Consider the following 24,623-nt stretch of genomic DNA (forward strand, 5'->3'; position numbering starts at 1 on the left):
TATTATTATTAGTTATACGATGAGCACTAAAAATAAAAAGGATTTTCCGTTAGCTGCCTATTTCAGCTATTACAATCAGTTTTTAGATTCAAGAATCGGTAAGGCATTCAATCTCCGAAAAATTTCGGAACGTTTCGTTTATGAAGGCATAAAGAACGGAGTGAAAGCGGCGAATAGTACTTCCAGGGTTTTCAAGAATTTAACAATTGGGAATGCTAAACGGCTTGAATCAAAACCCGAGTCCGACCTGTTTGATTTAAATTATACGGAAGAACAATCTATCATCCGGGAGTCCGTACAGGCGTTTGCTATAAAAATGCGGGCAGAGGCTGAAAAGATTGATGAGGCAGGTGTCATTTCCGATGAGTTATGGCAAGAGTTTAATGCCCTGCAACTGGCCTATATGCAGGTTCCGGAAGATTTGGGCGGAATGATGAAACAGAAATCCACCGTTACGCAAATGATGATGGTGGAAACGCTGGCGCACGGTGATTTAGGTCAGGCATTGGCACTTTTTACTAAACACAGCGTCTTAAATGCCATTATCCAATGGGGAACTGCCGAGCAACAGGAGGCATTGGTGCCTGACTTTTTAAATGAACAGCCGGAAATTGCTACTATTGCTGTTAATGAACCTACACCCTTGTTTTCTCCTTTTGAATTAAATACGACCGCGGTAAATAAAGAAGATGAATTTGTATTAAACGGAATCAAAAATATGGTACCGCTGGCAGCGGAATCAGCCTTTTTTCTGGTGGCTGCTCAGACCGAGAATTTCGGAATTCAGTTATTTATCGTTGATAAAGAGGCCAATGGTGTTAAGATTACATCAGACAGAAGCATGGGATTAAATGCCGCTGAGTTGGGTGAAATACATTTAGACAATGTCTTAGTGGATGAATCGGCCATGCTGGGTGGTTCGAAAGGCCTCAATTATCCAGAATTTATTGCCTACAGCAAGCTGGGTTGGTGTTCATTAGCTGTTGGTTGTTGTCAGGCGGTGCTGGATTATGTCATTCCATACACAAATGACCGTTATGCTTTCGGAGAACCCATCAGCCATCGCCAGGCGGTGGCATTTATGATTGCCGATATCAAAATTGAACTGGACAGTATGCGTATGCTCACTCAACGTGCAGCTTCGAGGGCAGAGCAAGGGTTGAAATTTGAGCGGGAAGCCTATTTAGCACATATTCTTTGCAGTGATAAAAGTATGCAGATCGGCAGTAACGGCGTTCAGCTCTTAGGTGGACACGGGTATATCCGTGATTTTCCGGTGGAGCGCTGGTACCGGGACTTAAGAGCGGTTTCTATTGGACTAAATGGAGTACATCTGTAAAATTAGAATAAAATGAATTTAGAAATTCCTGGAAAGTTTAAAGGGATACAAAATTTTGCCATCATGGCGGCCAAAACAATCTTCAGGCCGGTATCCAGAAAATATGATATCGAAGAACATGCCTATCCGGTTGAACTGGATTTGTTTGCTGCGGGATTAAAAGGCTTGAACGAAGGATCCGACGCTCCCGTTGGCGGAGCAGCTACAAAAAAAGCGGATGCGGATGATGGTGGTGTCCGGAATGGAGCCAACATGGCGAACTGTGTGAATATACAGGCGATGTGTTACGGCGATGTCGGATTGCTCTTATCCATTCCCGGACAGGGGTTGGGAAATGCCGCTATCAGTGCGGTGGCCAATCCGGAGCAGTTAAAGCGATTTTCCAATTCCTGGGCGGCCATGGCCATTACGGAGCCGAATTGCGGTTCCGATTCTTCTGCCATTACCACTTCGGCACGCAGGGAAGGAGACCATTATATTTTAAACGGAGAAAAGATTTATGTTACCGCTGGTGAGCGAAGCAATGCGGTGGTCGTCTGGGCCACTTTGGATAAATCAGTGGGCAAAGCGGCTATTAAATCTTTTGTGGTGGAAAAGGGAACACCCGGCATGGAATTGGTTCGGTTAGAAAAAAAATTAGGCATCCGTTCTTCTGATACGGCTGCCATCACCTTTACGGATTGTAAAGTACCGGCTGAAAATTTATTGGGTACGCCGGAAATAGATATAAAAAAAGGTTTTGGCGGCGTCATGGAAACATTTGACAACACCCGTCCTTTCGTGGCATCGATGGCAAATGGGGTTGCTGAAGCAGTTATCGAACGTACGAAAGAACTGTTAGGAGATAAAATCAAACTCGATTACAGAATGCCGGTAAATAATGTAAAAGCAGCGGAAGCGGAATTGTACAGAATGGAAGCTGAATACGAAGCTGCCCGTTTGTTGACACTGCGTGCCGCCTGGATGGCGGATAACCGCAAACCCAATTCATTGGAAGCATCCATCTGTAAGGCTAAAGCAGGCCGTGTGACCAATCAGATTGCATTAAAATGTATTGAGTTGTGCAGTTCACTGGGATATTCTTACAAAGAGCTGATAGAGAAGTGGGCCAGGGATTCGAAAATACTGGATATCTTTGAAGGAACGCAGCAGATTCAGCAGTTGATTATTGCCAGGAGGTTGCTGAACAAATCATCATCAGAACTTAAATAATTGGAATGGCTATAAAAGGTGTACGCGGGAATACGGTCAGTTTATCAGATTTAATCCTTAGATTGCCCGGCGCAGTAAAAGATTTACCAAAAATCCTGACAGCATTATACTACAACTTTACCATTAATCCGCAGTCGGAGATTTCCATCGGAGAAATTTTCAATAAAACCGTTTCCAGATATCCGAACCATACCTGTATATTATACCAGGATCAGAAATGGACATACAGGGAGTTTAATAACTGGGTCAACCGGCTAGCGAATCATTTTTTACACATTGGATTCAAAAAGGGCGATGTCGTTGCCGTTTTAGTGGAGAACAGGCCGGAAATACTGGCCATATCCATGGCTATGGCAAAGATTGGCGGCATTGCGGCATTGCTGAACACTGCTCAAAAACATAAACCACTGATACATAGTATCCGTCTTGCAAATCCGAAACTTATTTTAGTCGGAAGCGAATTAATCGATCATTTTCTGGAGATTAGAGATGAATTAAAAGAAACGGCTAACCAGGTACAGTTGGTTCCGCATCTCACTTTAAAGACACCTAAAATACCGGCCATTAATGAATTTGATATTCAGAGTTCAGCTTTCCCGCTGATTGAACCGAAGTTTAATCACAAGATCTATTCTAGAGATGCAGGCTTATACATTTATACATCCGGCACCACCGGCTTGCCAAAGGCTTCCATTATAAGTCATGGCAGATGGATTAAAGGATACAGCGCATTCGGACTGACATCCTTTCGTTTATCGCCGGAGGATATCCTATATGTACCCCTGCCATTCTATCATGCGACGGCTATGGTGGTTTGCTGGACTTCCGTTGTGGCAGGTGGTGCAGCCATTGTCATTAAGAATAAATTTAGCGTAAAAGATTTTTGGCATGACATTGACCACTATAAAGCCACAGGTTTCGGATATGTCGGAGAGATTTGCAAGTATCTGTTGAATGCACCTGTTCATCCGTTGGAAAAGCATAATACACTGACCAGGATGATTGGAAACGGGTTGCGTCCTGAAATCTGGAAAACATTTAAAAACAGGTTTGAAATAGAGCAGATATGTGAATTTTATGCTTCCAGTGAAGGAAATATCGCCTTTTTCAATGTATTTAATATTGATGAGACAATGGGCTTTTCTATCACCAGTTATGCCATCGTAGAATATGATCAGGAAAATGATCAGCCGGTTTTAGACCGCAAAGGTTATATGAAAAAGGTGAATACCCATCAAACGGGTTTGTTGCTTGGAGAAATAAATGAGCGCTATCCGTTTGACGGATATACCGAAAGGGATAAAACGGAAAAATCCATTTTAAGAAACGTTTTCAAAAAAGGAGATGCCTGGTTCAATACAGGAGACATGGTGAGGGATATGGGATATTTTCATACTCAATTTGTGGACAGACTGGGAGATACGTTCCGGTGGAAAGGAGAGAATGTATCTACCGGTGAGGTGGAAGGAATTGTCAATCAGTTTACGGGAATTGAAGAAAGTATCGTTTATGGGGTAGAAATCCCGGATAACAGCGGCAGAGCAGGGATGGTCAATATTATACTGAAAAATGATGCCGGTATGTTTGATCTGGATGCATTTTATCAATACCTGAATGAAGAACTGCCGACATATGCGGTACCTCTCTTTATCAGATTTTCCAGGCATTCTGATGTCACCACCACTTTCAAGCATCAAAAATATAAATTAAAGAAAGAGGGGTATGATTGTGCAGTCATCGGTGATGAGGTGTATGTACTGATGGACAAAAGATATACGGCTGTTTCCATAGAACTGAGGGATGCCATTAACAGCGGCCAGTATCGTTTCTGATTCTTACATGAACCCTTTAGATAAAAAAACCGCAGATTTCATCTGCGGTTTATCAATAATGTCAATATGGAGCGTTTATTTTGACAACATGAGTTTGTTAACATATACTTTATCATTGGTTTCCAGGCGATAGAAGTAAGTTCCGGACGGTTGATTGGCTCCGTTAAACTGGAAGGTATATTCATTGCCTGATTCTGTATTTCCTTCAAATAATCTTTCTACCTCCTGTCCGGCAATGTTAAAGATGGCCAGTTTTGCTTTTCCATCGCCTGATGCTGTGAAACGGATAGTTGCAACATCATTAAACGGGTTAGGATACGCTGCCATCTCAACGGATTTCTCTATAGATTTTACCTCTTCCTGTACAGGTGCAGCTAATCGGGAACTGGTAATAGCGGCAAACGCTTCAGGTTCTTCTGAACAGGATAAACAGTTGGTATTCCAGTTCCAGGTCACATGTTCGTCGGAATTTACAGTCTTTCCTACAAACTGACCTGTTAATCTCGTCGGAGCATCAGCAGTGGCCTTTTGTACAACTATTTCTCCTGTCAGTGTGTAAGCGTTACCGTTAAATTGTGCACCCGGACCGAATGTAAATTCAACGGCACCGGATTTATCTTTTACATAAAACGTCACCTTGTTTTGAGCAAGGTTTGTTTTAGTGTTTTTTTCAAACTTTACAGCTTTAACTACGGTAATCTCCGAACATGTCGGAAAATCGGTTGTCGATCCTTCTTTAGCGGTATATTGCACGGCATAGATTCTTGGCTGCGTGAAGGTTACTATTGAATTCCGGCCCAGGGAAATGGTACCGTAAATGGAATCTGTCAGGGTAACGGTCGCATTGTCAGCTACGGTTACATTTTTTTTACTGGTTCCGAATGGATTCGCTAAAATGACCGGTAAGGTTACGACTGCAGCTGCGGTTATTTTATTAGTAACGGCACTTCCTCCGACAACATTAATTACCGGGGCTTTTACAAATGTGGTTTGAGCCATTACAACGCTGCTTCTGTCCAAAATAGCTTTTGCACCCGTTTTAGAAACGGCAATACCGCCATTCTGAACAGTATTTCGCTTCAAAGTAACAGCATCGATACCTACAATGGTATAGGCATTTGTTGTGACGGTCTTATCAAAGGATACTGTTTCAAATGCTTCGGCTGTGCAGCCGTATTGATTGGTTGCCAGCACGGAATACAAACCGTTTACAGCATTAATGGTTGCCGTATGTTCCCCGCTGTTCCATAAGAAAGAGGAGGTTTCATCATCTGAACCGGCCGTCAGTATTTTAAAATCTCCCTGACAGTTTGTTGGAATATCTGCACTTGTTATTGTTGCGGTTGGAATGCTTCCTTCTATGGTTACGATTGCAGTACAAGATGATGTCGCATCGCCGTTAGATACCGTGAGTGTCACTTCATTTGCACCGATAGTAGAGCAATCGAAATAGGAGTTGGATACTTCCGCATCCGTATATCCAAAGGAACCGCCGTCAACATCCAGTGCTGATATGGTTACATTACCATTGGCTAAAGCAACACTTATATCCTGACAAACCGCTGACATGGGGTACGGATTTACGGTTACCGTTGCATCGCAGGGAGATGCATTTCCGGATGGGTCAGTTGCATTAAGTGTAACAACATTTTCCCCTAAATTATTTACATCAAATGCTGTTTGTGAGGCTTCCAGTAAAAATGAACAGTTGTCATAAGTACCGCCATCAATATCTGCCGCAGTAATAGAGGCATTCCCGTCCTGGTCAAGTTCGATGGTGATATCCTGGCAAACCGCATTTGGTGGCAGTATATCTATCACCTGAATCAATGCTTCACAGGTTGATGTATTTCCACTCATATCTATATAGGTTACAGTAACATAGTTATCACCGATATCATCACAGGTGAAATCTGTTTTGCTGGACGTAATATCCGCCAGACATCCTTCTTCAGAGCCTCCGTCCAAATAAAATGGGTTCACATAATAGGTGCCGTCTTCCAGCAAATCAGCTATAAAGCTCAGGCAATTTGGGTTGGCAGGTGCCAGATTGTCTTCAACAGTAACGGCAGATTCACAAGTCGATGAATTTCCGGATGCATCCGTAACGGTTAATACCACTGTATGCGGATTATCGAATAATTCACTGCAGGTAAATTCTGTCATCGAAGCATCATAACTTACTATGACATCGTCATCGGTTGAACCGTCGTCCAGGTCTTGTCCTGCAATGGCAGCATACCCCCAGGTATCTAACTGAACAGTGATGTTTTTACAAACTGCAGTTGGGGGTGTAACATCTTGCGCCATGACGGCTGCATAGATGAAGGTGAGAAATAAGGATAGAAAAAAGGGTCTCATGTTGCAAATATTTAAAGGGTTATCAATTATAGACATAACTACATAATTACTTAGTAATAAAATATTTAAATTTAGGTTTATTATGTTTCGCATTCCAACTGGATTGAAAATGCAAAAGGTTTACGTTTCAATATCAAATATATACCAATATTTTTATTTTCGCAACTTTTTTTATTTTTTTCAAAAAATAGTTTTAAAACCTGACTTTCAGCTTCATTAAAATGTAATGTATTTCATTGATTTCCTTTAGGTTTCGAGTGGCTGTTGCGTCCGTTTTTTCTAAATGGCTTTTTTTGAGAAAATTTCCGGACTTCTCTCTTTTGAGGAGCATATTCAGGAGCTTTTCCCAATTCAACCGGAACTGATTCCTTAGGAACCAGGTATTCCAGCAATTCTTCTATTTGTAACAATTTCTTTTGCTCAGCTTCACTTACCAGTGTTATGGCCTTACCTTCTGAAGCGGCTCTGGCGGTTCTGCCGATTCTGTGAACATAGTCTTCCCCGTCATGCGGTACATCATAATTGATGACCAGGTCTATGTCTTCTATGTCAATTCCTCTGGATAATATATCCGTTGCGACCAGTATTGGTGTCTTGTTATTTCTGAAATTCAATAATACCTGTTCTCTTTGACTTTGCTCCAGGTCAGAGTGAATTTCTTCATTGTGAATACCCGCTCTGATTAGTTCTCTGCTTAACTTCTTTACATTTTCCTTTTTGGAGCAAAAAACGACCACTTTCTTGTAAGCTTTATCTTTTAAAATCATTTTGATCAGCGGAATTTTCTGCGGTTCATAGATGATGTATGCCCTTTGTATTATTTTTTCAGGAGGTTTGGAAATGGAAATATTGATTTGTTCCGGATTTTTCAAAATCTTTAAACCCAGTTGCCTTATTTTTGGCGGCATAGTGGCTGAAAATAAAAGTGTCTGACGATTATCCGGCAGATAGGTGATGATCTTCATGATATCATCAAAGAAACCCATGTCGAGCATACGGTCAGCTTCATCCAAGATTAGGTGTTTCAGGCCTTTTGTTTTCACATATCCGGATGCCAGATGACTGATCATTCTTCCCGGGGTACAGATGACAAAATCTACTCCATGGGAAAGTGCTTTCTTTTCTGTTTCAAATGAAGATCCGTCGCCGCCGCCATAAACAGCAATAGAGCTGACAGGAGTAAAGTAAGAGAATGCTTCCAGGTTTTGTTCTATCTGAACAGCCAACTCACGGGTTGGAACGATGACCAATGCATTTATTTCGTCTTCATGTTTTTCCGCGGTAATCAATTCATGAATGATGGGCAGCAGAAATGCAGCCGTCTTGCCGGTGCCGGTTTGTGCAGAAGCGATTAAGTCTTTCCCTGCCTGTATGATAGGAATCACCTGTTCCTGAACAGGTGTGGCATAACGATAGTTCATGGCGTCAATTCCTTCCAGTAAGCGTGTATCAAATTCAAATTCTTTAAAGTCCAATTTTGCCGGTCGTTTAAGATTAAAAACACGAAGATACTCAAATAACCAGATTTAGTGAGAAATGTTTGATAAACAAATGCTGATACTGCTACCTGTTCCTGGGTTTCAATTTGTTGAACTCATAATCCTGCTTTGGTGCCAGTTGATTCGATCGGGTGGTTTGAAACAATTGATTCCTTTTCCGGAAGAGTTGTTTTCCGGTGTCAGCGGCGGCGGAATTCTCTCTTTTTACAAAAATTTCTTTTCCGGACTTATCAAACGGATTTCTGCCAGTGTTTTTAGGTACCAGTTCTGTATTTTCATTGAATAATTTGTGAGATAAAAACAACTCCCTTCTGGCAGAACGGGCTATAAGTCCCTGACTAGGGTTATAATACCCTTCAATCCCGTCAAATGATACATTTTCCACTTGTTCCAGTCTGAAGGTTTTGGAAACCTTAGTGGCGGTAGTCAGATTGATCTTATTTCTGTAGTCAAAATATTTTTTAACAATATTGCGGACGTAATTGAATGGTTCCTGTCCGCGGCAATAACCATACTTTACCACAGGATCATTGTAAAACCTGGGATTTGACTTATAGAGCATAAAATATTCGACAGAGCCATCCCATTTGTCTTTAGGATATCCGTTTTTTTCTGCCAGCCTGGCAGCATCTGCCACGTGTCCCGGACCGGCATTATAGGAGGCCAGGATGAATTTTATCCGTTGCGTAAAATCCGGAATCGAATTCCATATTTGTTCTAACTGCTTCAGGTAATCTGTTCCACCTTGGATGTTTTTTTCCGGTACATATACCTCACTGCTGTAAACACCGACCTGCCGGGCTGTTCCGGGCATCAGCTGCATCAGGCCCTGTGCACCGCACCACGACCTTGCATATGGGTTAAATTTGGATTCCTGATGTATGACAGCCGCTATCAGTCTCCAGTCCCAGTTTATTCTCCTGGCATAGCGCTGAATAATGGCATCGAAGTTTGAAATCATTCCCTGCTGTATGCCTGATTCTTCATCATATCCAGAGGCGATATTTTTATTTTCCTTGAAATATTTATCATACAATTCAGCAAATGCTTTTTCTCCCGACATATTTTTTAGCCATATATTCAGCTCATTCAACAATTCAGTTGAATTCTTCCGTACTGCCCAATGCAATTGCTGCTGCCTGCTGACCGTCGTATTGACATCAAGATTGGAAAAATAGGACTGGTTTACCAGAGCAATATCCTTATTGGCAATCGTATAATCGATTTCTCCGTTAGAAATGGCTTCCATGATTTCGTCTATGCTCCGGTCATCACTCAAAATACGCACATCAATGTTGATTCCTAACGTATCGGAAAGTTCTTTTAACTGATTGTAATACGCCGAGTTTTCAGGGACATATACAATCTTATCAGATAACTCTGATGGTGACTGTATCAGTGTGTCATGTTTAACCGTGCTGTCAACCGGGCTGATGATTCTTCCAGGTTTTCGCTGCACGATAACCTGTTCCACATTTCTATATCCGTTGGTTAATGCCACCTGCTGTTTTATCTTGTTGCTGACCAGTAATCCGTTTGCTATGATATCGCCTTTCCCTTCATTCAGTAAATTATAAGGGTCTTCATCTGCCTTTGTTATCACCAATTCCAGTTTAACATCCAAGGCATCTGCAAATTTCCGGATCAATTCATACTCAAAACCTAAACGCTGGCCCTTATAGAAAAAATAACTGATCGAGTTATACTCCATAATGACACGCAGTACTCCACGCTCCTTTATTTCGCTTATGTCAACATCAACAGTCGGTTCTGTAACTGTATTTTTACGAATCTGATAATCGGCCAGCCATCTTACTGCAAAAAAGGCGAGAATAGTAAAAAGAGTAAGCAATATCCAATTGCGGGTAGTGTTCAAGAGAATTAAAATGAAATGGTGTTAGCGATGGTGCATTTTTGTCTGAGCGTGTCTTTTTCCGCAGCAAACGGGTAACATTTAATCGTTACCTTTTTCATATTGGATGACAATATAGCATTTGGATTGGCTGCCTGTGTGATTTTTTTCTCAAATTCATAAACGGAACTGTAAGATACTGAACCAAACAACTGATCCAGTGAAAAAGGAAGCAGGGTTTCTGAACTTTTTTTAGACTCTTTGGTGAAATCACCCGATTTTCCAATGATCGATTTGGAATCAATTTCTTCATTTCGAATCAACTGATTTCCCTTCCATTGAAAATAAACAATATCCGGTTTCCTGTCTGTTGCCGTATCATCCTCGAACAATCTGTTCATGGCACTGTTCAGCGCATCCATATTTTTGAAATTGAAAGACAGACCAAATTTATTGTTTATGGTATCTTCTACGGTTTTCACACTGCTGATGCCTTCAATCTTTATTAACTTTCTTCTGGTGAATTCAAAATTATTGCTCAGCTTCTCATTGGATGATCTTTTAGCACGCGGGTTTTTGTCGGAATTATCATCTGATTTTCCATTTTCAAACATAGACATCATTGATTTGAGGTCACCCAGGCTAACGGTAAAGGAAAAGTTGCCGGAACCATCTTTCTTAAAATACAGATTTTCCTGCAGGTCAAAACAGGCGCTGCAGCCAAATACACTGAGCAGCAGAATCGACAATTTTAGCAGACGGTTTTGCATGTTAAAAAAGAATTTTCTCAAATATGCGAATTGTAGAGAGAATATTCAATTTTTTTATCGTAAATTTTGTTATGATAAGACCAAACGGATCGCTGTATGGATGAGATTTTAGATGAAAAAACCTACGAGACAAGAGTGGTGCAATATGCACCTTTTTCATTGCGGACTGCTGCACTCTTGGCAGATATCCTTCTCTTTATTATGCTGTCCTGTGGTATTTACCTGCTATACAGCGAATCGCCGGACTATTGGACTTTTGTTACAATCAACTGGTGGAAAATCGGACTGTCGGTTTCTTTGTATTTCCTGTATTTTGAAGGGAGTGAAAGCCAGGGTACATTAGGTAAACAAATTCTTCAGATCCGGGTTCTGAAAGAAAATAAACTGGATATAAATTTCACGGATGCCGCTAAACATTATATCCTTTCCCTTCTTTTATTTTTCGGCTATTTTCTTCTGCTCACGAATGACAAATACCAGACACTGGCAGATAAATTATGCCATATTACCATCATCAGAAAGTAAGGCAGTTTTTTACTGTTTGGATGGAAGGGGTTGTAAATTCACCGACTTATAGACCGGCTTTTTCACAGTCGTCTTAATGGCAATGGTTGAAGCAGCAAAGCCTTCTTTCGAAATTTCAAACGTATAGTTTGAGTTTGTATCCAGCAGCAAAAATAGTCTTTGGGAATAGCTGTTTTCTGAAAGCAGCGTATCCTCTTTTTTAACCGTTACCTTGATTTCTTCTGCAGGTTTACCGTCGCACAATAAGTTCAGTTCGAGCGGCACATCGAGGTATTCGAAGCTGTAAATATCATCACTTCCTTCCCCTCCGATACGGTTAGAGGAGAAAAAGCCTTTTTCATAATTGCCGTCCAGAAAAAATCCAAAGTCGTCGGTAGCACCGTTGAATGGCTTTCCGATGTTTTCCGGCTTTCCGAACTCACCCAGCTTATTGGGTGCACATTTAAAGATATCCATGCCGCCATAACCCGGCAGTCCGTTCGATGAAAAGTACAGGGTGCCGTCAGCATGTATGAACGGATAGCGTTCGTCCCCGGGCGTGTTGATGTTTTTTCCCGCATTTTTTGGCTTACTCCATTTACCGTTCTGACAGGTGGAATAATAAATATCCTTTCCCCCATAACCGCCGCCTCTGTCGGAGGTGAAAAACAAGATGTCACCGGAACGGTTGATGCTCGGGAAGGCGCAGGAATATTCGACATCATTCAGTTCGAGTTCTTTGATGTCTTTCCAGCTATCGCCGCTTTTTTTAGCGGAAAATATCTTTAATGTCACATCGCCCTTTTTGTTGGTGATGGCATCGCCGTACTGGAAATTATTTTTGGTGAAATAGATAATGTCTTTTGTGGTGTCCACACAGGCCGGCCCGCTGTTGTAATTTTTCGTGTTAACGGTACCCTTTAAAGGTGCAATGGAAATGACCGAATCATTCAGGAGTTTGGCAATAAAAACTTCCTGAAAACCGCTGCCGGAGGTGCCGTTGATTTTTCCCTGACGGGTGCTTGTGAAAAGCAGGCCGTCTTCGTATGGAACTGCACAGAAATCCGATCCTGAGGAGTTCAATTGTTTACTGTTTTTATAGGCTATCTTCCGTTCCGTCAGTATGCCCGTACCTGATTTTTCGCAGGATTGTAATAATGTCCGCGCTACAACCGTATCGCTGTCGGGTTTCAGTGCCAAATATTTTTTTAGCCAAATTTTAGCTTCACTGTATTTCTCATTGGTCATCAGCAACTGACCGTAATACAGAAAAGATTTGGGGATGGCATTTTTGTCCGCTACAACCAGTGCGAAATAGTGTTCCGCATTTTCATAATCATTGATTTTACGGTAGCATTCAGCGATTTTCCGGATAGCGCGTATATTGCCTTTGTCGGCTATGGGCTTATATAATTCAGCAGCCTGCGCATATTTGTAATCAGCAAACAGCTTATCCGCTTTGTCCATCTGGGCAAAAAGGGGATAGGTAAACAGACAAAAGATAACAGCCGTTAATACTTTGCTGAAGTTTTGTAATATGCGGATAGAAGATTGCTGCTCCATTAAATGTCTTCCAGTTTCAGTAACTCATCAAATTCTATGCCCTTCTCCGTCCGTTTGAGTGTGCAACACTCGATGTCCTTATCGTGTTCGAAATATAGGATATGATCGTTCTCGTAAGCCTTTTCAAGAAAAATAGATTTTTCCTTTAACGTGTCCATCGGGCGGATGTCGTAGGCCATAATATAGGGCAACCGTATATGATGGTGGGATGGAATCAAATCCGCACAGTAGGAGATGGTCTGTTTTTTCTTGTAGATATGGCATAGCATCATGGACTCCGTATGTCCGAAGACATATTCTATTTCCATGTTTTCCATGGCCAGTTCTTCATTTTCGGTGAATTTCAGTTTTCCGGAATTGAAGATGGTGGTCAGGTACTCTTTAAGGTAAGACGCTTTTTCACGCGCATTCGGATTCAGTGCGGATTTCCATTGTATATAGGACGACCAGTGCGTGGCATTCGGGAAGCGGAGCGTAGGTTTACCGCTGCCGTCATCTTTCAATGCACCGATGCAATGGTCGAAATGAAGATGTGTCAGGAATACATCGGTGATATCCGTAGGAGCATAGCCGTGTCTTTTCAGTGATTTTTCAAGTGTGTCATCGCCGAACGGCTGGTACCGACTGCGGTACGTTTCGTCCACAAAATCACCCATGCCGGTATCGATGAGTACAAGCCGGTTATTGTCTTCCACCATCAGGCAACGCATGGCCCAGGTGCACATATTGTTTTCATCGGGTGGGTTCAGTTTATGCCAGATGGTTTTCGGTACGACGCCGAACATCGCGCCTCCGTCGAGTTTAAAATAACCGGTATCAATCGTAAACAGTTTCATAGGTACAAAGATAGTAAGATACATGAATTTGTTCTACACCATAGAAAAACAGGTCACTACATCGTACTAATTACTTCATAAATCCTTCTTTGGGCGGTAAAGCTGTCACCGAACTGCACCACTACATCTTGTCGCAGGCGAAGGGCGTGTCTGTCAAGATAGTACTGCAATTTTTCCATGGATTCAGCACTGTACTGGATGACATACTGTTCGGCATTGTCAGAGCCGGACTCGGTTTGTTTAAGCATCTGACAAGATACAAAGCAGCCTGTTTGCATCACGTCGTTCAGGTGTTTCTGCTGCATGAATTTCAACCACGCGGCCGATGCCGTCTGCTGTATGGTAATGTAAACAGAATAAATTATCATGCCCGTAAAGTTAGATAATATTGCAAATCTATTAATCTCCCTGATTCCAGCTTAGCCGGCCTGACTTCGACCGGAAATGGGCATATTTATTTTTATCCTGTTAAAAGGATTTGATTTCTCAGGTTCATTTAATCCACTCGGCATAAGAACTGCTGGTTTCATATAATTTAAGCTTGGACAGTTGCATCTCTTCCGATAGTATGGCATTCAATTCATTTTTGAAATAGAGTATTATATTCTCCGCGCTGGGTTCGAAATCCCATATAATCAGGTTCTCTGCCTCACTAAAAGCTGGATTTTCGTCCATATATTCCTTTGACAATACCAGTTTATGGTCGTATCTATGAACAATGGTATCACTGACTATCTTTTTCAAATCCTTAAAATCAACGATAAATCCCGTTTCTTTCAGGTATGCATTATCATCAGAATGGGCGGTCACCGTAACTTCTAATACGTAGGAATGTCCGTGAATATGCTTACAGGGGCCATCATATCCATGTATGGCATGCGCCATTTCAAAATGAAATATCTTGGTAACGAATAACATGTTTTTCTTATTGCTGCTGCAAAAATACTACAAAGACGTTTAATTTCCGGAAAAATGTATTTTCATTGAAAATAAAATTTAAACTTCATAAAAAAACGGAGTTATCTCGAACTCCGTTTCTGCTACATATGTTAAAAATGGTTTTTGCAGATCAATTGATTTTTACATATTTAACCACAGCCTGCTCTTTTACAAAAGCATATTTCTTGGTGCTGATGGTTTCGATGATAAAGTTCCACGGACATACTTCCAGAATAGCGGTAGCATTGCCGCCTGTGGTACCTAATCCGGAAATATCAGATGCGCTGATGGTCACGGAAGATGCGCCGCCGCCCACTCGTTTTAAGATTTGTTTGCTGCCATTCAACAACAACACATAAACAGAGTCTGCACTGCTGATTTTACCGGTTAACGAAATAGTCAGGTCGGCAGAAGAAGAGACTGTTTCCGGTAAATCTGCTTTTCCGCTATAATTGGGGAACGCAGTGGTATGATTGTAGGAAATCGAAGGAACATCTCCATTTCCGGCCACAGACCAGTTGCTGCCGGAGCCGAAGTCAAGATCCAGGCTTGGAGAGGTATAGTCAAACGCCAGTTTGGTATACGTGTTATTAGATAACTTGTCCAGGGGGTTGGTATTTACACTTACGGCACCGCCATCCAGGAAGACACCTGAAGAGAAATCATTGCTGAAGGCTGCAACGGCAGTTTCTGCATCAACATCCACAACCGGCAAGGAAATAGGAGGTTTGGGATTGATAAACTTATTTGGATCGTAAGAAAAACTGGTTCTTAAAGATACCAATGTTCCTTTTACATCACCGGAGAAAGAAGGTGATGGAGCTGATGGTACACCGGTGTCTGTACTGCTGGATAATTTAGAACATCCGGATGTTGCCAATGCAACCATCAATAAAACGTAGCTGAGAGTTTTTACTGTGCGCATATAATTTTGATTTTTGACAAATGTAACACCTGTCTGTAGAAATGGAAATACGTAATTGGGAGTATCTTAACCTGCGTGCCAGTACGTAGGCGTTAAATCAATTTTTTATCCAGGGCATATTTTATTAAGCCTACAATCGTTTTGGTGTTGAATTTGCGAATCATATTCTTGCGATGGGTTTCCACTGTCCGTTCGCTGATAAATAATTTATCTGCAATTTCTGCATTATTCAGTTCGAGTACGATGAGTTTCAGAATCTCCAGTTCTCTGTCTGTAAGCCTGGGCTGATGTTCCGGTTTGGATGATTTGGAATAGGCATTCTTCGCCATCTCTTCCGATACATCATCACTGAAATGCATTTTTCCCGAGGCTACTTTACGTATAGCCTCTATCAGTTCCAGATTACCTACGTTTTTCAAAAGATAACCGGAAATTCCGGCCTCCAGCATTTTATTGATTTCATTTATACCCCCAAACATGGACAAGGCGATGACATTCGTTTGCGGTAAAAGCTGTTTAATTCTTTTTGTCAGTTCATAACCGTCCATATCCGGCATACTGATGTCCGTCAGAACAATGTCGGGTTGTAATGTCTCAATTTCATCCAGTAGACCATTCCCGTTGGTGAAGGTCTTCAGAATTTCGATATCATCATACGTGGTGAGTAATGCTGACAATCCGTCAATCAGCATTTGGTGGTCATCAATCAGTATCAGTCGGATGCTTTTCATTGGTGTTAAGATAATGGAATTTCTATTATAATGGTAGTGCCGTTTTGCGGGGAGGAGTCAATATCCAAAGTTCCTTTCAGGTATTCAGTTCTCAGTAAGATGTTTTTTAATCCAATTCCGCCTTTTCTTTTGGCTTCCATTACATCAAAACCTTTGCCATTATCTTCTATAAGCAGGGAGATTTCATGTTCATCGGCTGTTAGCTGAAGCATTATTTTAGTGGAACCGGAATATTTCAAGGCATTGCTGACGGCTTCCTGTATGATTCTGTATAGCATGAGCTTAGAAGTCTCCTCCAGCATGGATTCCATCCAGCCGATGCATTCCCATTCCAATTCTGTTTTCCCTGTCTGATTAAATTTAGAAACGAAATCGCCCACAGCCTTTTCCAGCCCTGACTGTTGCAGTAGATCCGGCACCATATTATGGGAAATGGAGCGAATTTCCCGGATGGATTCATCGAGCATGTTCATGGAGTTGTCTAAGCCTGACTTTTGGTCTGAAGAGGCTGAAAATGAGTTCGAGAGTGTATTAAGGTGGAGTTTTGTGGCCGTTAGTAATTGTCCGACACCGTCGTGTAATTCGCGCGCCAGCCGCTGCCGTTCGTTTTCTTCTGATTCAAGTATCGCCCTGGAGCGTTTTTCTGCCTCTTTTAGTAACTCGAGCTGCAGCCGTTTTTCTTGCTGTTGTTTATATCTGTTATAAATAAAATAAAATGCGAAAAGGGCGGATAATAATATCCCGATTAAGGAAATGGAAATATTTTTACGTTGAATCAGTTGCAGTTTCTGGCGGGTAATTTCATTTTCTTTCTTTTCACTCTCATACTTTGCCTCAAATTCTTCAATGTTTTTCAGCCGTTTTTCATCGAGTATCTTTTTTTGGATGGTATTGTACTGCTGCAATGCTTCATAGGCATTTTTATAGTCGCCGGTTGACTGATATACAGCTGCCTGCATGTTCAGCGCATTGGCCTTCAAATCTATAAAGTCCAGCACCGTTGCCGAATCAAAGGCAGATCTGAAATAATATAAAGCTTTGGGATAATCCTTCTTTGCAAAAAATAATTCCCCTAAATTATTAATGGAAATGGCTATGCCGGTTTTATCGTTCAGCTGTTGTCTTAATGCCAATGATTTCCTTAAATCACGTTCGGCCTCATCAAAGCGTTCGGTACGGGCGTAAATACCACTCAGATAATCCAGTGCGTATGCCATACCAAGCCGGTTGCTGGTACGTTTGTATATTTCGTATGCCTTTTTGTAGCTATACTCTGCACTGTCAATCTTGTTTTCAGCTTCATACACTAAACCGAGATTGTTATGAGAGGTTGCAACGATTTCCGGATTCACAGAAGCATTCATTATTCGTAAGGCTTCCGATAAAATCGTTTTAGACAAGTCGGGTTTGTTTTGTTTACGGTATAAGATGCCCAACTCATTATAGGTTCGGGCGATGCCGGAGTTATAATGGGCCGCTGAGAATAGTTTAAGGGCTTTTAAATAAAACCCCAGCGCCTCGTCATGTTTGCCTGCTAAATAAGTGGCAACTCCTTGAATCAGAATGGATTCTGCCACTAACGTGTCATTTCCGGTTGATTCAGCATCGGACTCGATTTGCCGAGCAAAGTCAATACTTTTTTTATAGTTGGAAAACTTGTAATGCTCGGCACTGTCCAACAGGGAATGCCTGGTCTCAGAATATAAGTTCAGGAAACCAATTAAGTAAAAAGAAGTAAAGAAAATCAGGTTTAAATAATTGCAGATTCTAATCATCAGGATGTATTACCTTGTATTATTTGTTAAAAATATTAAATTACAGTCGCATCTACGCCAACATACTGCAATTAATTATACATTTTGCAGTTAGTTTGGTATAATTATAGCGTTCTAAAAGATAGAAATAATATTTATTTTGATAAAAAAGTCAGGCATATTCATATTTTTCTTTTTTACCATTCAGGTGCTTCAGGCGCAGTCTGAGAAAGATCCTATAGTATTACCTAAAGTAATATTGTTAGGTGATACGCTTCCTGAAATTGTATTGGATCCGATAGAGATTAATGCGACACGACTGACAAAAGTAAACCTGCAGGATTGGGAAATGCGTTACTTGCGGAAGGTATACCCTTATGCCTTGCGGACGGCACGGCTGACCAAAAAAATAAATGATGATTTGCAGCAATGTAAAACAAAAAGGCAGCAAAAACGTTACCTGAATGAGTGCGAGAAAGTACTGAGAGGGGAATTTGAAGATAACCTGAAAAATCTGACCAGAAAGCAAGGGCAGTTCCTGATAAAACTGATACACAGGGAAACTGGACAGACGGTGTATGATTTACTGAAGGATTACAGAAGCGGCTGGAAAGCGTTTTGGTGGAATTTTGCCGGTAAATTTTTTCAGTTAAACTTAAAAGATACGTATGATCCTAAGGGTGATGACAAGGAAATTGAAAACTATATTGCCCGATTGGAGGAAATATATCAACAAGACGGAACCAAATACAAGATAGAAAATGAGCAATTCAATACACCAATTCCGGGTGAAAAACGCCCAAAATAAGGACGTAACCCTGAGTGATTACAAAGGGAAAGTCCTCCTGGTAGTAAATACCGCCTCCAAATGCGGGTTAACACCTCAGTATGATAAACTGGAGAAATTGTACAAAGAGTTTAAGAACGAAGGTTTCGAAGTTATCGGTTTTCCCTCCAATGATTTTGCAGGTCAGGAACCCTTATCTTCTGAAAAGGCGGAAGAGTTTTGCCAGATTAATTATGGCGTGACCTTTCCCATCATGGAGAAAATTCATGTCAAGAAAGGGGAGAACCAGCACGAGGTGTTTAAGTTTCTGGGAGACAATGCCCCTGGCGTCAAGCTTTTAACACACCCCAAATGGAACTTTCAGAAATACCTGATAGATAAAGATGGAAAAGTGGTGGATTATTTTATTCCAACCACCGACCCTGAATCCGATAAAATCAAAAATGAGATCCGAGAGTTATTGAAAAAGTAAGTATTTTCGATAATGAATGCTTTATTGGTTACCTTTTTCTCATTCCTGTTTACTGCAGGACTGTATGCCCAGAATGTATTTACAACAGAATGGATTCAGCTGATACCATCAGCAGCCATGCCAACAAATATAAAATGCAGAAATTCCAATAACAATCTGGATATTGTTCTATTCAGCGGTCGTTATTATGTTGCCTTCAGGACGGCACCAACTCATTTCGCTTCCAAAAAGACAACACTTTATATTATCAGTTCCACTGATTTTAAAACTTGGGTATATGAAAACTCCTACTCTGTAGGTGCCGATATGCGCGAACCGAGATTTGTTGTTTTCAAAGACCGTCTATTTTTTTATTTTTTTGAAGGCGGTACCAGACTATTTAAATTTGAACCTAAACATATCTGGGTAAGTATATTGTCGGACAATGGATGGAGTGAAAAGCAAAAGACAAATATGGACGGATTTGTGAACTGGCGCTTTCGTGTACAGTCCGGCAAACTTTATCTATCTGCCTATTACGGAGTAAATCTATATACTAATGAACATCAGGCTAATCTGCGATTGTTTACATCAGAAAACGGGATATATTTTACTCCGATAAGCGAACAAGCTCAAATAGCCACGCAAGGAGCGGAGGAGGGTGAGTTCATTTTTGACCATTCAGGAAATTTATGGGCTACTGTCCGGCTGGAAGGGTCGGGTTCCTATTTATGTTATGCTTCGAAGGATTCTATAGATAGATGGAAGGTTAAATTTTCCAAGCTAAAATACGACAGCGCACTGTTGTTTGAGTACGGAGATGCTATTTACCTGATTTCCCGAAGGCATCTTAAAGGCGATGCTACTAAGGTGGAAATTCCGGATGATAAACAACGGATGCAAAATCTCATCCGTTATTCCTTTTCAAAGAAAGTGACCGCCTTATTCAGGATAAATAAGGAAAAAATGGAAATTGAGCATATCATTGATTTTCCGTCTACCGGTGATACTGCATTTCCGGGAATCGCCCCACGTGATGAAAATTCCTTCTATCTGTTGAATTATTCTTCCGATATCCATAAACGCGATAAAATATGGATTGGCGGACAGCTGGGTAAAACCTATATCTATCAGACAGTCTTACATTTTTCTAAGTAATGGCCAGTCTTACGGTAGACTATCAATATTTTACCTAATTTTGTTTTCAATTTCTATATGAGCAAATTAGACATACTCGTTTTTGCAGCCCATCCGGATGATGTGGAACTGGCGTGCAGTGGTACCGTACTGAAACATATCAGCCAGGGGTACAAAGTCGGCATAATTGATTTGAGCAGAGGTGAGCTGGGAACCAGGGGGACGGAAGAAATCCGGGCGGAAGAATCAAAGAAGGCGACTGAAATATTAGGTATTCAGGTTCGGGAAAATTTGGGATTCAGGGATGGATTTTTTGAGATTGACGAAGCGCATTTGTTAAAAGTGGTGGAAATCATCCGGAAATACCAGCCGGAGATTATTCTGGCCAATGCGAAATCTGACCGCCATCCCGACCACCCTCGAGGTGGGGACCTGGTATCCAGAGCCAATTTTTTGAGTGGTCTAATTAAAATTGCCACCAGTTTTGAAAATCAGCAGCAGACAGCCTGGAGAGCGAAAGCCGTCTACCGCTATGTACAGGATAATTTTATCCAGCCTGATTTGGTGGTGGATATCACCGGATTTGAAACAAAAAAAATGGAGGCTATAAAGGCTTTTAAATCACAGTTTTACGATCCAAACTCTACAGAACCGCAGACACCCATTTCCAGGGAAGATTTTCTGGATTTTGTCATGGGCAGAGCTAAACAGTATGGAAGGCCAATTGGTGTTTCTTATGGCGAAGGATTTACAGTTGAACGTTATATAGGTTTAGATAACCTGTTCGCTGTAAAATAGTTACCACACTTTACTTATATCTTCACACCAGGATCTGACCAGGGCGTCTTCTTCTTTTCCCACAAATCCTTTTCCGGTAAGCATATCATAGCACGTTAACAAATCATCCAGCATATTTTCTTTACCACCTTTGATATTTAACGACGATAACTCATTGCAAATCTTCGAGTTATTAAGGTATCCTGGAATTTCGTCTTCAAAATCCTTCAATAAATTATGTTGGTTGCGTTCCTGCCAGACCGTAGCTTCATGAAAGAGGATACTCCAGCCGTTTGCCCATGCAATACGCTGCGCCACATAGCTTCTCCAGATATCCGTCATACGGAAGCTGCAATAGGCAGGAAGGTACAATAATGGGAATGCTTCTTTGTACCAGTAAGTGTTCTGACTGTTAAACGGGCTCCAGGCGCCGACTCCCAAAGCAATATTCATTCCTTTATTAAAATCCAGTGGCAGAGGATAGGTAAGCCTATAAACGGCATCTACATCCGGGTTTTCGTCTGCCAGTCCCTGCTGAATAGGACACAGAATATCCCTAATCTCAAAATCGGAGAGGGGTTTGCTGGGTTTTTGAAGTTCTTCCAATGGCAATCCTCTAGGCCATATAAATTTGTCGTTGAAATAGTTATATACATTTACCCAACCCTGAGCTTTAATGTCGTGTGCCTTAACTGTTCTTGATTTTTCATTCCAGAATTCAGCCCTTGGCAGGTTATCATCGTCCGTTTCAACGATTTCGTCCGTTCCATTTTGGAGTGCAATGATATAACCAATATTTTTTCTGGCATAATGTCTTGTAGGACAAATTTTTGCAAAGGATGAATCAAGTGTTAACTGGCGATCAACCGACCAAAAATCACAGCCATTGATGTTAAAGGTATCCGGAGATTTAGTATCTCCAATCATGATAAAGTCAATATTTCGTTCATTACAATCTTTGGCGTAGGTATGTAAAACTTCAAGCGTATCTGATGCGATGGATGTAATAACAAGTGATTTTTTTGACATAGTATATTAAATTTCAATAATTATATAAAATTTATAAAGTGTTTCTATAGAATAGGAGTATTACCTTTCAGTCGTTCCCAAAAATAATACAATAAGGTATTGCGGGCATTTTTTACAGCCGATGGTGAAACCCGCGGGGATGGAGCCTGATAATGAATCGGAACTTCAGCGATACGGTGTTTTCGCAACAGGTATTTTACTTCCGTCTGATAGAAATGAGCCTTTGATTTCAGCGGATATTGCAATAATTTACCGATGATATCTCTGTGGAAACCTTGGAAACCGCTGGTCATATCGTATAACTTTGTGCCTAACAACAAGTTAGCCAATACAGTTCCCATTTTTGACAGCATCCTTCGGTTGAACGGAGAGTCGCCCATAGAACCGTCTTTGATAAACCTGGATCCAAAAGCGCATTCATTTCCTTCGTTCAGAACCCTCAGATACATCGGGATAGCTCTTGGATCGTGTGAAAGGCCAGCATCCATCTCAATGATGATATCATGTCCATTGGCGTATGCAACCCGGAATCCCGCCAGATACGCATCCACGACATTTCTGTTGTCCGGTGCCCAAACCACCTCAAAACGGGGGTCCTTCTGTGCCAAATCCTGCGCAAGTTCCAGTGTTTTGTCTTTAGAGGCATTATCAATCACAAAATAGATTTTACCCGTTCCGATAACGTCCATTACACGAGTCAGTAAGTTGACAAAAGGTTCAAAATCCTGCTCCTCGTTGGCCATAGGTATGGTAGCTGCCCAATTGGTATATAAGTACATGTGTTTACGCTGTATTAAATCGCTAAAGATAGCTGAAAAGCGCTAAAAAAAGAATTTTCAGGTTTTTATTAAACTTTACATAAAATGGCATATATTTTGCAATTTTGATGATAAAAAAACGTTTAATGAGACTCAGGCAATTACTTTTAATTTTTTCAATTTTTCTTTTCTTTTCAGTTCCGGCACAACCCAAAGTTTCTATAACATTTCAAATCAAAGGGATGCAAGACGGTTTTTGCAAAATTGTCGGCATGTTGGGCAATAATAATTATTTGGTGGATACAGTGCCTGCCAAGAGCGGAAAGGCAACATACACAAGAAATGAGTTGCTTCCTGGTGGTTTGTATTATTTTGTTTTCCCTGATCAAAAAAGTTTCATACAGTTTTTAGTCGATAAAGAGCAGCAATTTTCTTTGCAAACGGATACAGCTGATTTAATTGGGCAAATGAAGATTAACGGGAGCGTAGACAACCTACTTTTTTATGATAATCAACAATTTGAGGCCTCTCATCGTAAACGGTTTGACTCCATCGATAATGCTTTGAAATTTTTAGCACCTGATAATCAGTTTTTTATATCCTTAAATTTAAAGAAGGATGCTTTGATAAAAGATAGAAAAGAGTATTTACAGTCCATTTCAACTAAATATCCGCATGCATTTTTCACCTATTTTAAAATGTCTGGTCAAAATCCGGCTTTACAATTCCCCAAAAAGGCAAATGGAATACTGGATACGGCCTTACAGGTGCAGCTTTATAGAGATGATTTTTGGAACAATACCGATGTTTCAGATGAGAAATTGCTCAGAACGCCTGTAATTGCCAATAAATTAAAGACTTATATCACGCAATTACTCCCTCAAAATCCTGATTCTATCCTTAAATATGCCGTGCCATTAATTGAAAAATCAAAGAAATGCCCGGAATGTTTCAAATTCATTGTCAACTGGATTTCCATACAGTACGAGAAACCGAGTATCATGGGGGATGAAAAGATACTGGTTTACATGGCGGATAATTATTTTACCGATGCTATTGCCGGTCCATGGTTTAAAGATAATCCGTATGAACTGACTAAAATCCGATTAAAAGTAAACTCTATGCGGCCAAGTATGACAGGAAGCATCGGCCAGGATTTGATGTGTAAAAACCTGAATGGACACAATGAGAGTTTATACAAGCTGAACACCCCTGTAAAAGTTGCATTTCTATATTCTCCTGATTGCAGCCACTGTCAGGAAGAAGCCCCAAAGTTGCATGCATTATTAGACAAATGGAAAGATAAAGTATCGGTTTATGCCCTTTCATTGGATGACGATGAAGCCAAATGGCGACAGTTTGTAGAGAAGTATCGTACCCATAATTTCCATAATGTTATTGACCCTAAGCGAGAAAGCCAGTATCATAAAAAGTACCACATAGATGTTACGCCAGAAATTTATGTTTTGGACAGAAATAATAGGATTGTCGGAAAAGATTTACATCCTGAACAGCTCGAAGAAGTGTTCAATCAGATTCTGAATAAGAAGCAGTGATGATTCTAAGT

The 24,623-nt window shown here is 40.9% G+C and carries 22 protein-coding genes; 9 read left to right on the top strand and 13 right to left on the bottom strand.

Going from position 1 to position 24,623, the window contains the following annotated elements:
* Window positions 1-19 precede the first annotated feature (19 nt).
* The 3 genes from IPM95_00650 to IPM95_00660 are packed head-to-tail and all read left to right on the top strand — an operon-like array spanning window position 20 to window position 4,383.
* Entirely contained in the window at window positions 20-1,339 is a 1,320-nt protein-coding gene (locus IPM95_00650) for an acyl-CoA/acyl-ACP dehydrogenase (GenBank protein MBK9327827.1), read from the top strand.
* Between the two features lie 12 nt (window positions 1,340-1,351).
* Complete coding sequence (locus IPM95_00655) at window positions 1,352-2,551, top strand: acyl-CoA dehydrogenase family protein (GenBank protein ID MBK9327828.1); 1,200 nt, start codon at window positions 1,352-1,354, stop codon at window positions 2,549-2,551.
* A gap of 5 nt (window positions 2,552-2,556) precedes the next feature.
* Window positions 2,557-4,383: a long-chain-acyl-CoA synthetase gene (locus IPM95_00660; protein MBK9327829.1), complete on the top strand. Its 1,827-nt coding sequence runs from the start codon at window positions 2,557-2,559 to the stop codon at window positions 4,381-4,383.
* 75 nt (window positions 4,384-4,458) lie between these two features.
* On the opposite strand, the gene IPM95_00665 is transcribed toward IPM95_00660, so the two are convergent.
* The 4 genes from IPM95_00665 to IPM95_00680 all read right to left on the bottom strand — a co-directional run bounded on the left by IPM95_00665 (window position 4,459) and on the right by IPM95_00680 (window position 10,865).
* Window positions 4,459-6,744: a T9SS type A sorting domain-containing protein gene (locus IPM95_00665; protein ID MBK9327830.1), complete on the bottom strand. Its 2,286-nt coding sequence runs from the start codon at window positions 6,742-6,744 to the stop codon at window positions 4,459-4,461.
* A gap of 233 nt (window positions 6,745-6,977) precedes the next feature.
* On the bottom strand, window positions 6,978-8,165 hold the full coding sequence (locus IPM95_00670; protein MBK9327831.1) for a DEAD/DEAH box helicase: 1,188 nt from the start codon (window positions 8,163-8,165) through the stop codon (window positions 6,978-6,980).
* Window positions 8,166-8,307: 142 nt separating this feature from the next.
* Window positions 8,308-10,119 (bottom strand): transporter substrate-binding domain-containing protein, encoded by a 1,812-nt coding sequence (locus IPM95_00675; GenBank protein ID MBK9327832.1) that lies wholly within the window; start codon window positions 10,117-10,119, stop codon window positions 8,308-8,310.
* Window positions 10,120-10,124: 5 nt separating this feature from the next.
* Window positions 10,125-10,865 (bottom strand): hypothetical protein, encoded by a 741-nt coding sequence (locus tag IPM95_00680; protein ID MBK9327833.1) that lies wholly within the window; start codon window positions 10,863-10,865, stop codon window positions 10,125-10,127.
* A gap of 96 nt (window positions 10,866-10,961) precedes the next feature.
* Between IPM95_00680 and IPM95_00685 the strand changes: the two genes are divergently transcribed.
* Window positions 10,962-11,390, top strand: a complete 429-nt coding sequence (locus IPM95_00685; GenBank protein MBK9327834.1) for an RDD family protein — start codon at window positions 10,962-10,964, stop codon at window positions 11,388-11,390.
* A gap of 9 nt (window positions 11,391-11,399) precedes the next feature.
* On the opposite strand, the gene IPM95_00690 is transcribed toward IPM95_00685, so the two are convergent.
* The 7 genes from IPM95_00690 to IPM95_00720 all read right to left on the bottom strand — a co-directional run bounded on the left by IPM95_00690 (window position 11,400) and on the right by IPM95_00720 (window position 18,138).
* Window positions 11,400-12,932 carry a PD40 domain-containing protein gene (locus tag IPM95_00690; GenBank protein ID MBK9327835.1) on the bottom strand — a complete coding sequence of 511 codons (1,533 nt, stop codon included), beginning with the start codon at window positions 12,930-12,932 and terminating at the stop codon, window positions 11,400-11,402.
* Window positions 12,932-13,768 (bottom strand): MBL fold metallo-hydrolase, encoded by an 837-nt coding sequence (locus tag IPM95_00695; protein MBK9327836.1) that lies wholly within the window; start codon window positions 13,766-13,768, stop codon window positions 12,932-12,934. Before IPM95_00695 ends, IPM95_00690 begins: the two co-directional genes overlap by 1 nt.
* 56 nt (window positions 13,769-13,824) lie before the next feature.
* Window positions 13,825-14,136, bottom strand: a complete 312-nt coding sequence (locus IPM95_00700) for a DUF4286 family protein (GenBank protein MBK9327837.1) — start codon at window positions 14,134-14,136, stop codon at window positions 13,825-13,827.
* Between the two features lie 124 nt (window positions 14,137-14,260).
* Entirely contained in the window at window positions 14,261-14,686 is a 426-nt protein-coding gene (locus IPM95_00705) for a 6-carboxytetrahydropterin synthase (GenBank protein ID MBK9327838.1), read from the bottom strand.
* A gap of 151 nt (window positions 14,687-14,837) precedes the next feature.
* The gene (locus IPM95_00710) at window positions 14,838-15,632 is read right to left on the bottom strand and encodes a hypothetical protein (GenBank protein ID MBK9327839.1); all 795 of its coding nucleotides are present in this window, start codon (window positions 15,630-15,632) and stop codon (window positions 14,838-14,840) included.
* A 92-nt stretch (window positions 15,633-15,724) separates the two neighbouring features.
* Window positions 15,725-16,363, bottom strand: a complete 639-nt coding sequence (locus tag IPM95_00715) for a response regulator transcription factor (GenBank protein MBK9327840.1) — start codon at window positions 16,361-16,363, stop codon at window positions 15,725-15,727.
* 5 nt (window positions 16,364-16,368) lie between these two features.
* Window positions 16,369-18,138, bottom strand: coding sequence for a sensor histidine kinase (locus IPM95_00720; GenBank protein ID MBK9327841.1), 1,770 nt, complete (start codon window positions 18,136-18,138; stop codon window positions 16,369-16,371).
* Between the two features lie 139 nt (window positions 18,139-18,277).
* Between IPM95_00720 and IPM95_00725 the strand changes: the two genes are divergently transcribed.
* From IPM95_00725 to bshB1, 4 genes are read left to right on the top strand one after another with little or no spacing between them, the layout of a single operon-like run.
* On the top strand, window positions 18,278-18,925 hold the full coding sequence (locus IPM95_00725) for a DUF4294 domain-containing protein (GenBank protein MBK9327842.1): 648 nt from the start codon (window positions 18,278-18,280) through the stop codon (window positions 18,923-18,925).
* Window positions 18,879-19,376 carry a glutathione peroxidase gene (locus IPM95_00730; GenBank protein ID MBK9327843.1) on the top strand — a complete coding sequence of 166 codons (498 nt, stop codon included), beginning with the start codon at window positions 18,879-18,881 and terminating at the stop codon, window positions 19,374-19,376. Before IPM95_00725 ends, IPM95_00730 begins: the two co-directional genes overlap by 47 nt.
* A gap of 12 nt (window positions 19,377-19,388) precedes the next feature.
* A complete protein-coding gene (locus IPM95_00735) occupies window positions 19,389-20,513 on the top strand; it encodes a hypothetical protein (GenBank protein ID MBK9327844.1) in 1,125 nt (374 codons plus the stop codon).
* Window positions 20,514-20,570: 57 nt separating this feature from the next.
* Window positions 20,571-21,290, top strand: coding sequence for a bacillithiol biosynthesis deacetylase BshB1 (gene bshB1 / locus IPM95_00740; GenBank protein ID MBK9327845.1), 720 nt, complete (start codon window positions 20,571-20,573; stop codon window positions 21,288-21,290).
* On the opposite strand, the gene IPM95_00745 is transcribed toward bshB1, so the two are convergent.
* Both IPM95_00745 and IPM95_00750 read right to left on the bottom strand, forming a co-directional pair.
* Window positions 21,291-22,298 carry a DUF288 domain-containing protein gene (locus tag IPM95_00745; protein MBK9327846.1) on the bottom strand — a complete coding sequence of 336 codons (1,008 nt, stop codon included), beginning with the start codon at window positions 22,296-22,298 and terminating at the stop codon, window positions 21,291-21,293. It abuts the gene before it with no gap.
* 44 nt (window positions 22,299-22,342) lie between these two features.
* Window positions 22,343-23,041: a glycosyltransferase gene (locus IPM95_00750; GenBank protein ID MBK9327847.1), complete on the bottom strand. Its 699-nt coding sequence runs from the start codon at window positions 23,039-23,041 to the stop codon at window positions 22,343-22,345.
* 257 nt (window positions 23,042-23,298) lie between these two features.
* Between IPM95_00750 and IPM95_00755 the strand changes: the two genes are divergently transcribed.
* Complete coding sequence (locus tag IPM95_00755) at window positions 23,299-24,612, top strand: TlpA family protein disulfide reductase (protein ID MBK9327848.1); 1,314 nt, start codon at window positions 23,299-23,301, stop codon at window positions 24,610-24,612.
* The last annotated feature ends 11 nt before the right edge of the window (window positions 24,613-24,623 follow it).

The sequence above is a fragment of the Sphingobacteriales bacterium genome, assembly GCA_016719635.1.
Taxonomy (GTDB): Bacteria; Bacteroidota; Bacteroidia; order Chitinophagales; family JADIYW01; genus JADJSS01.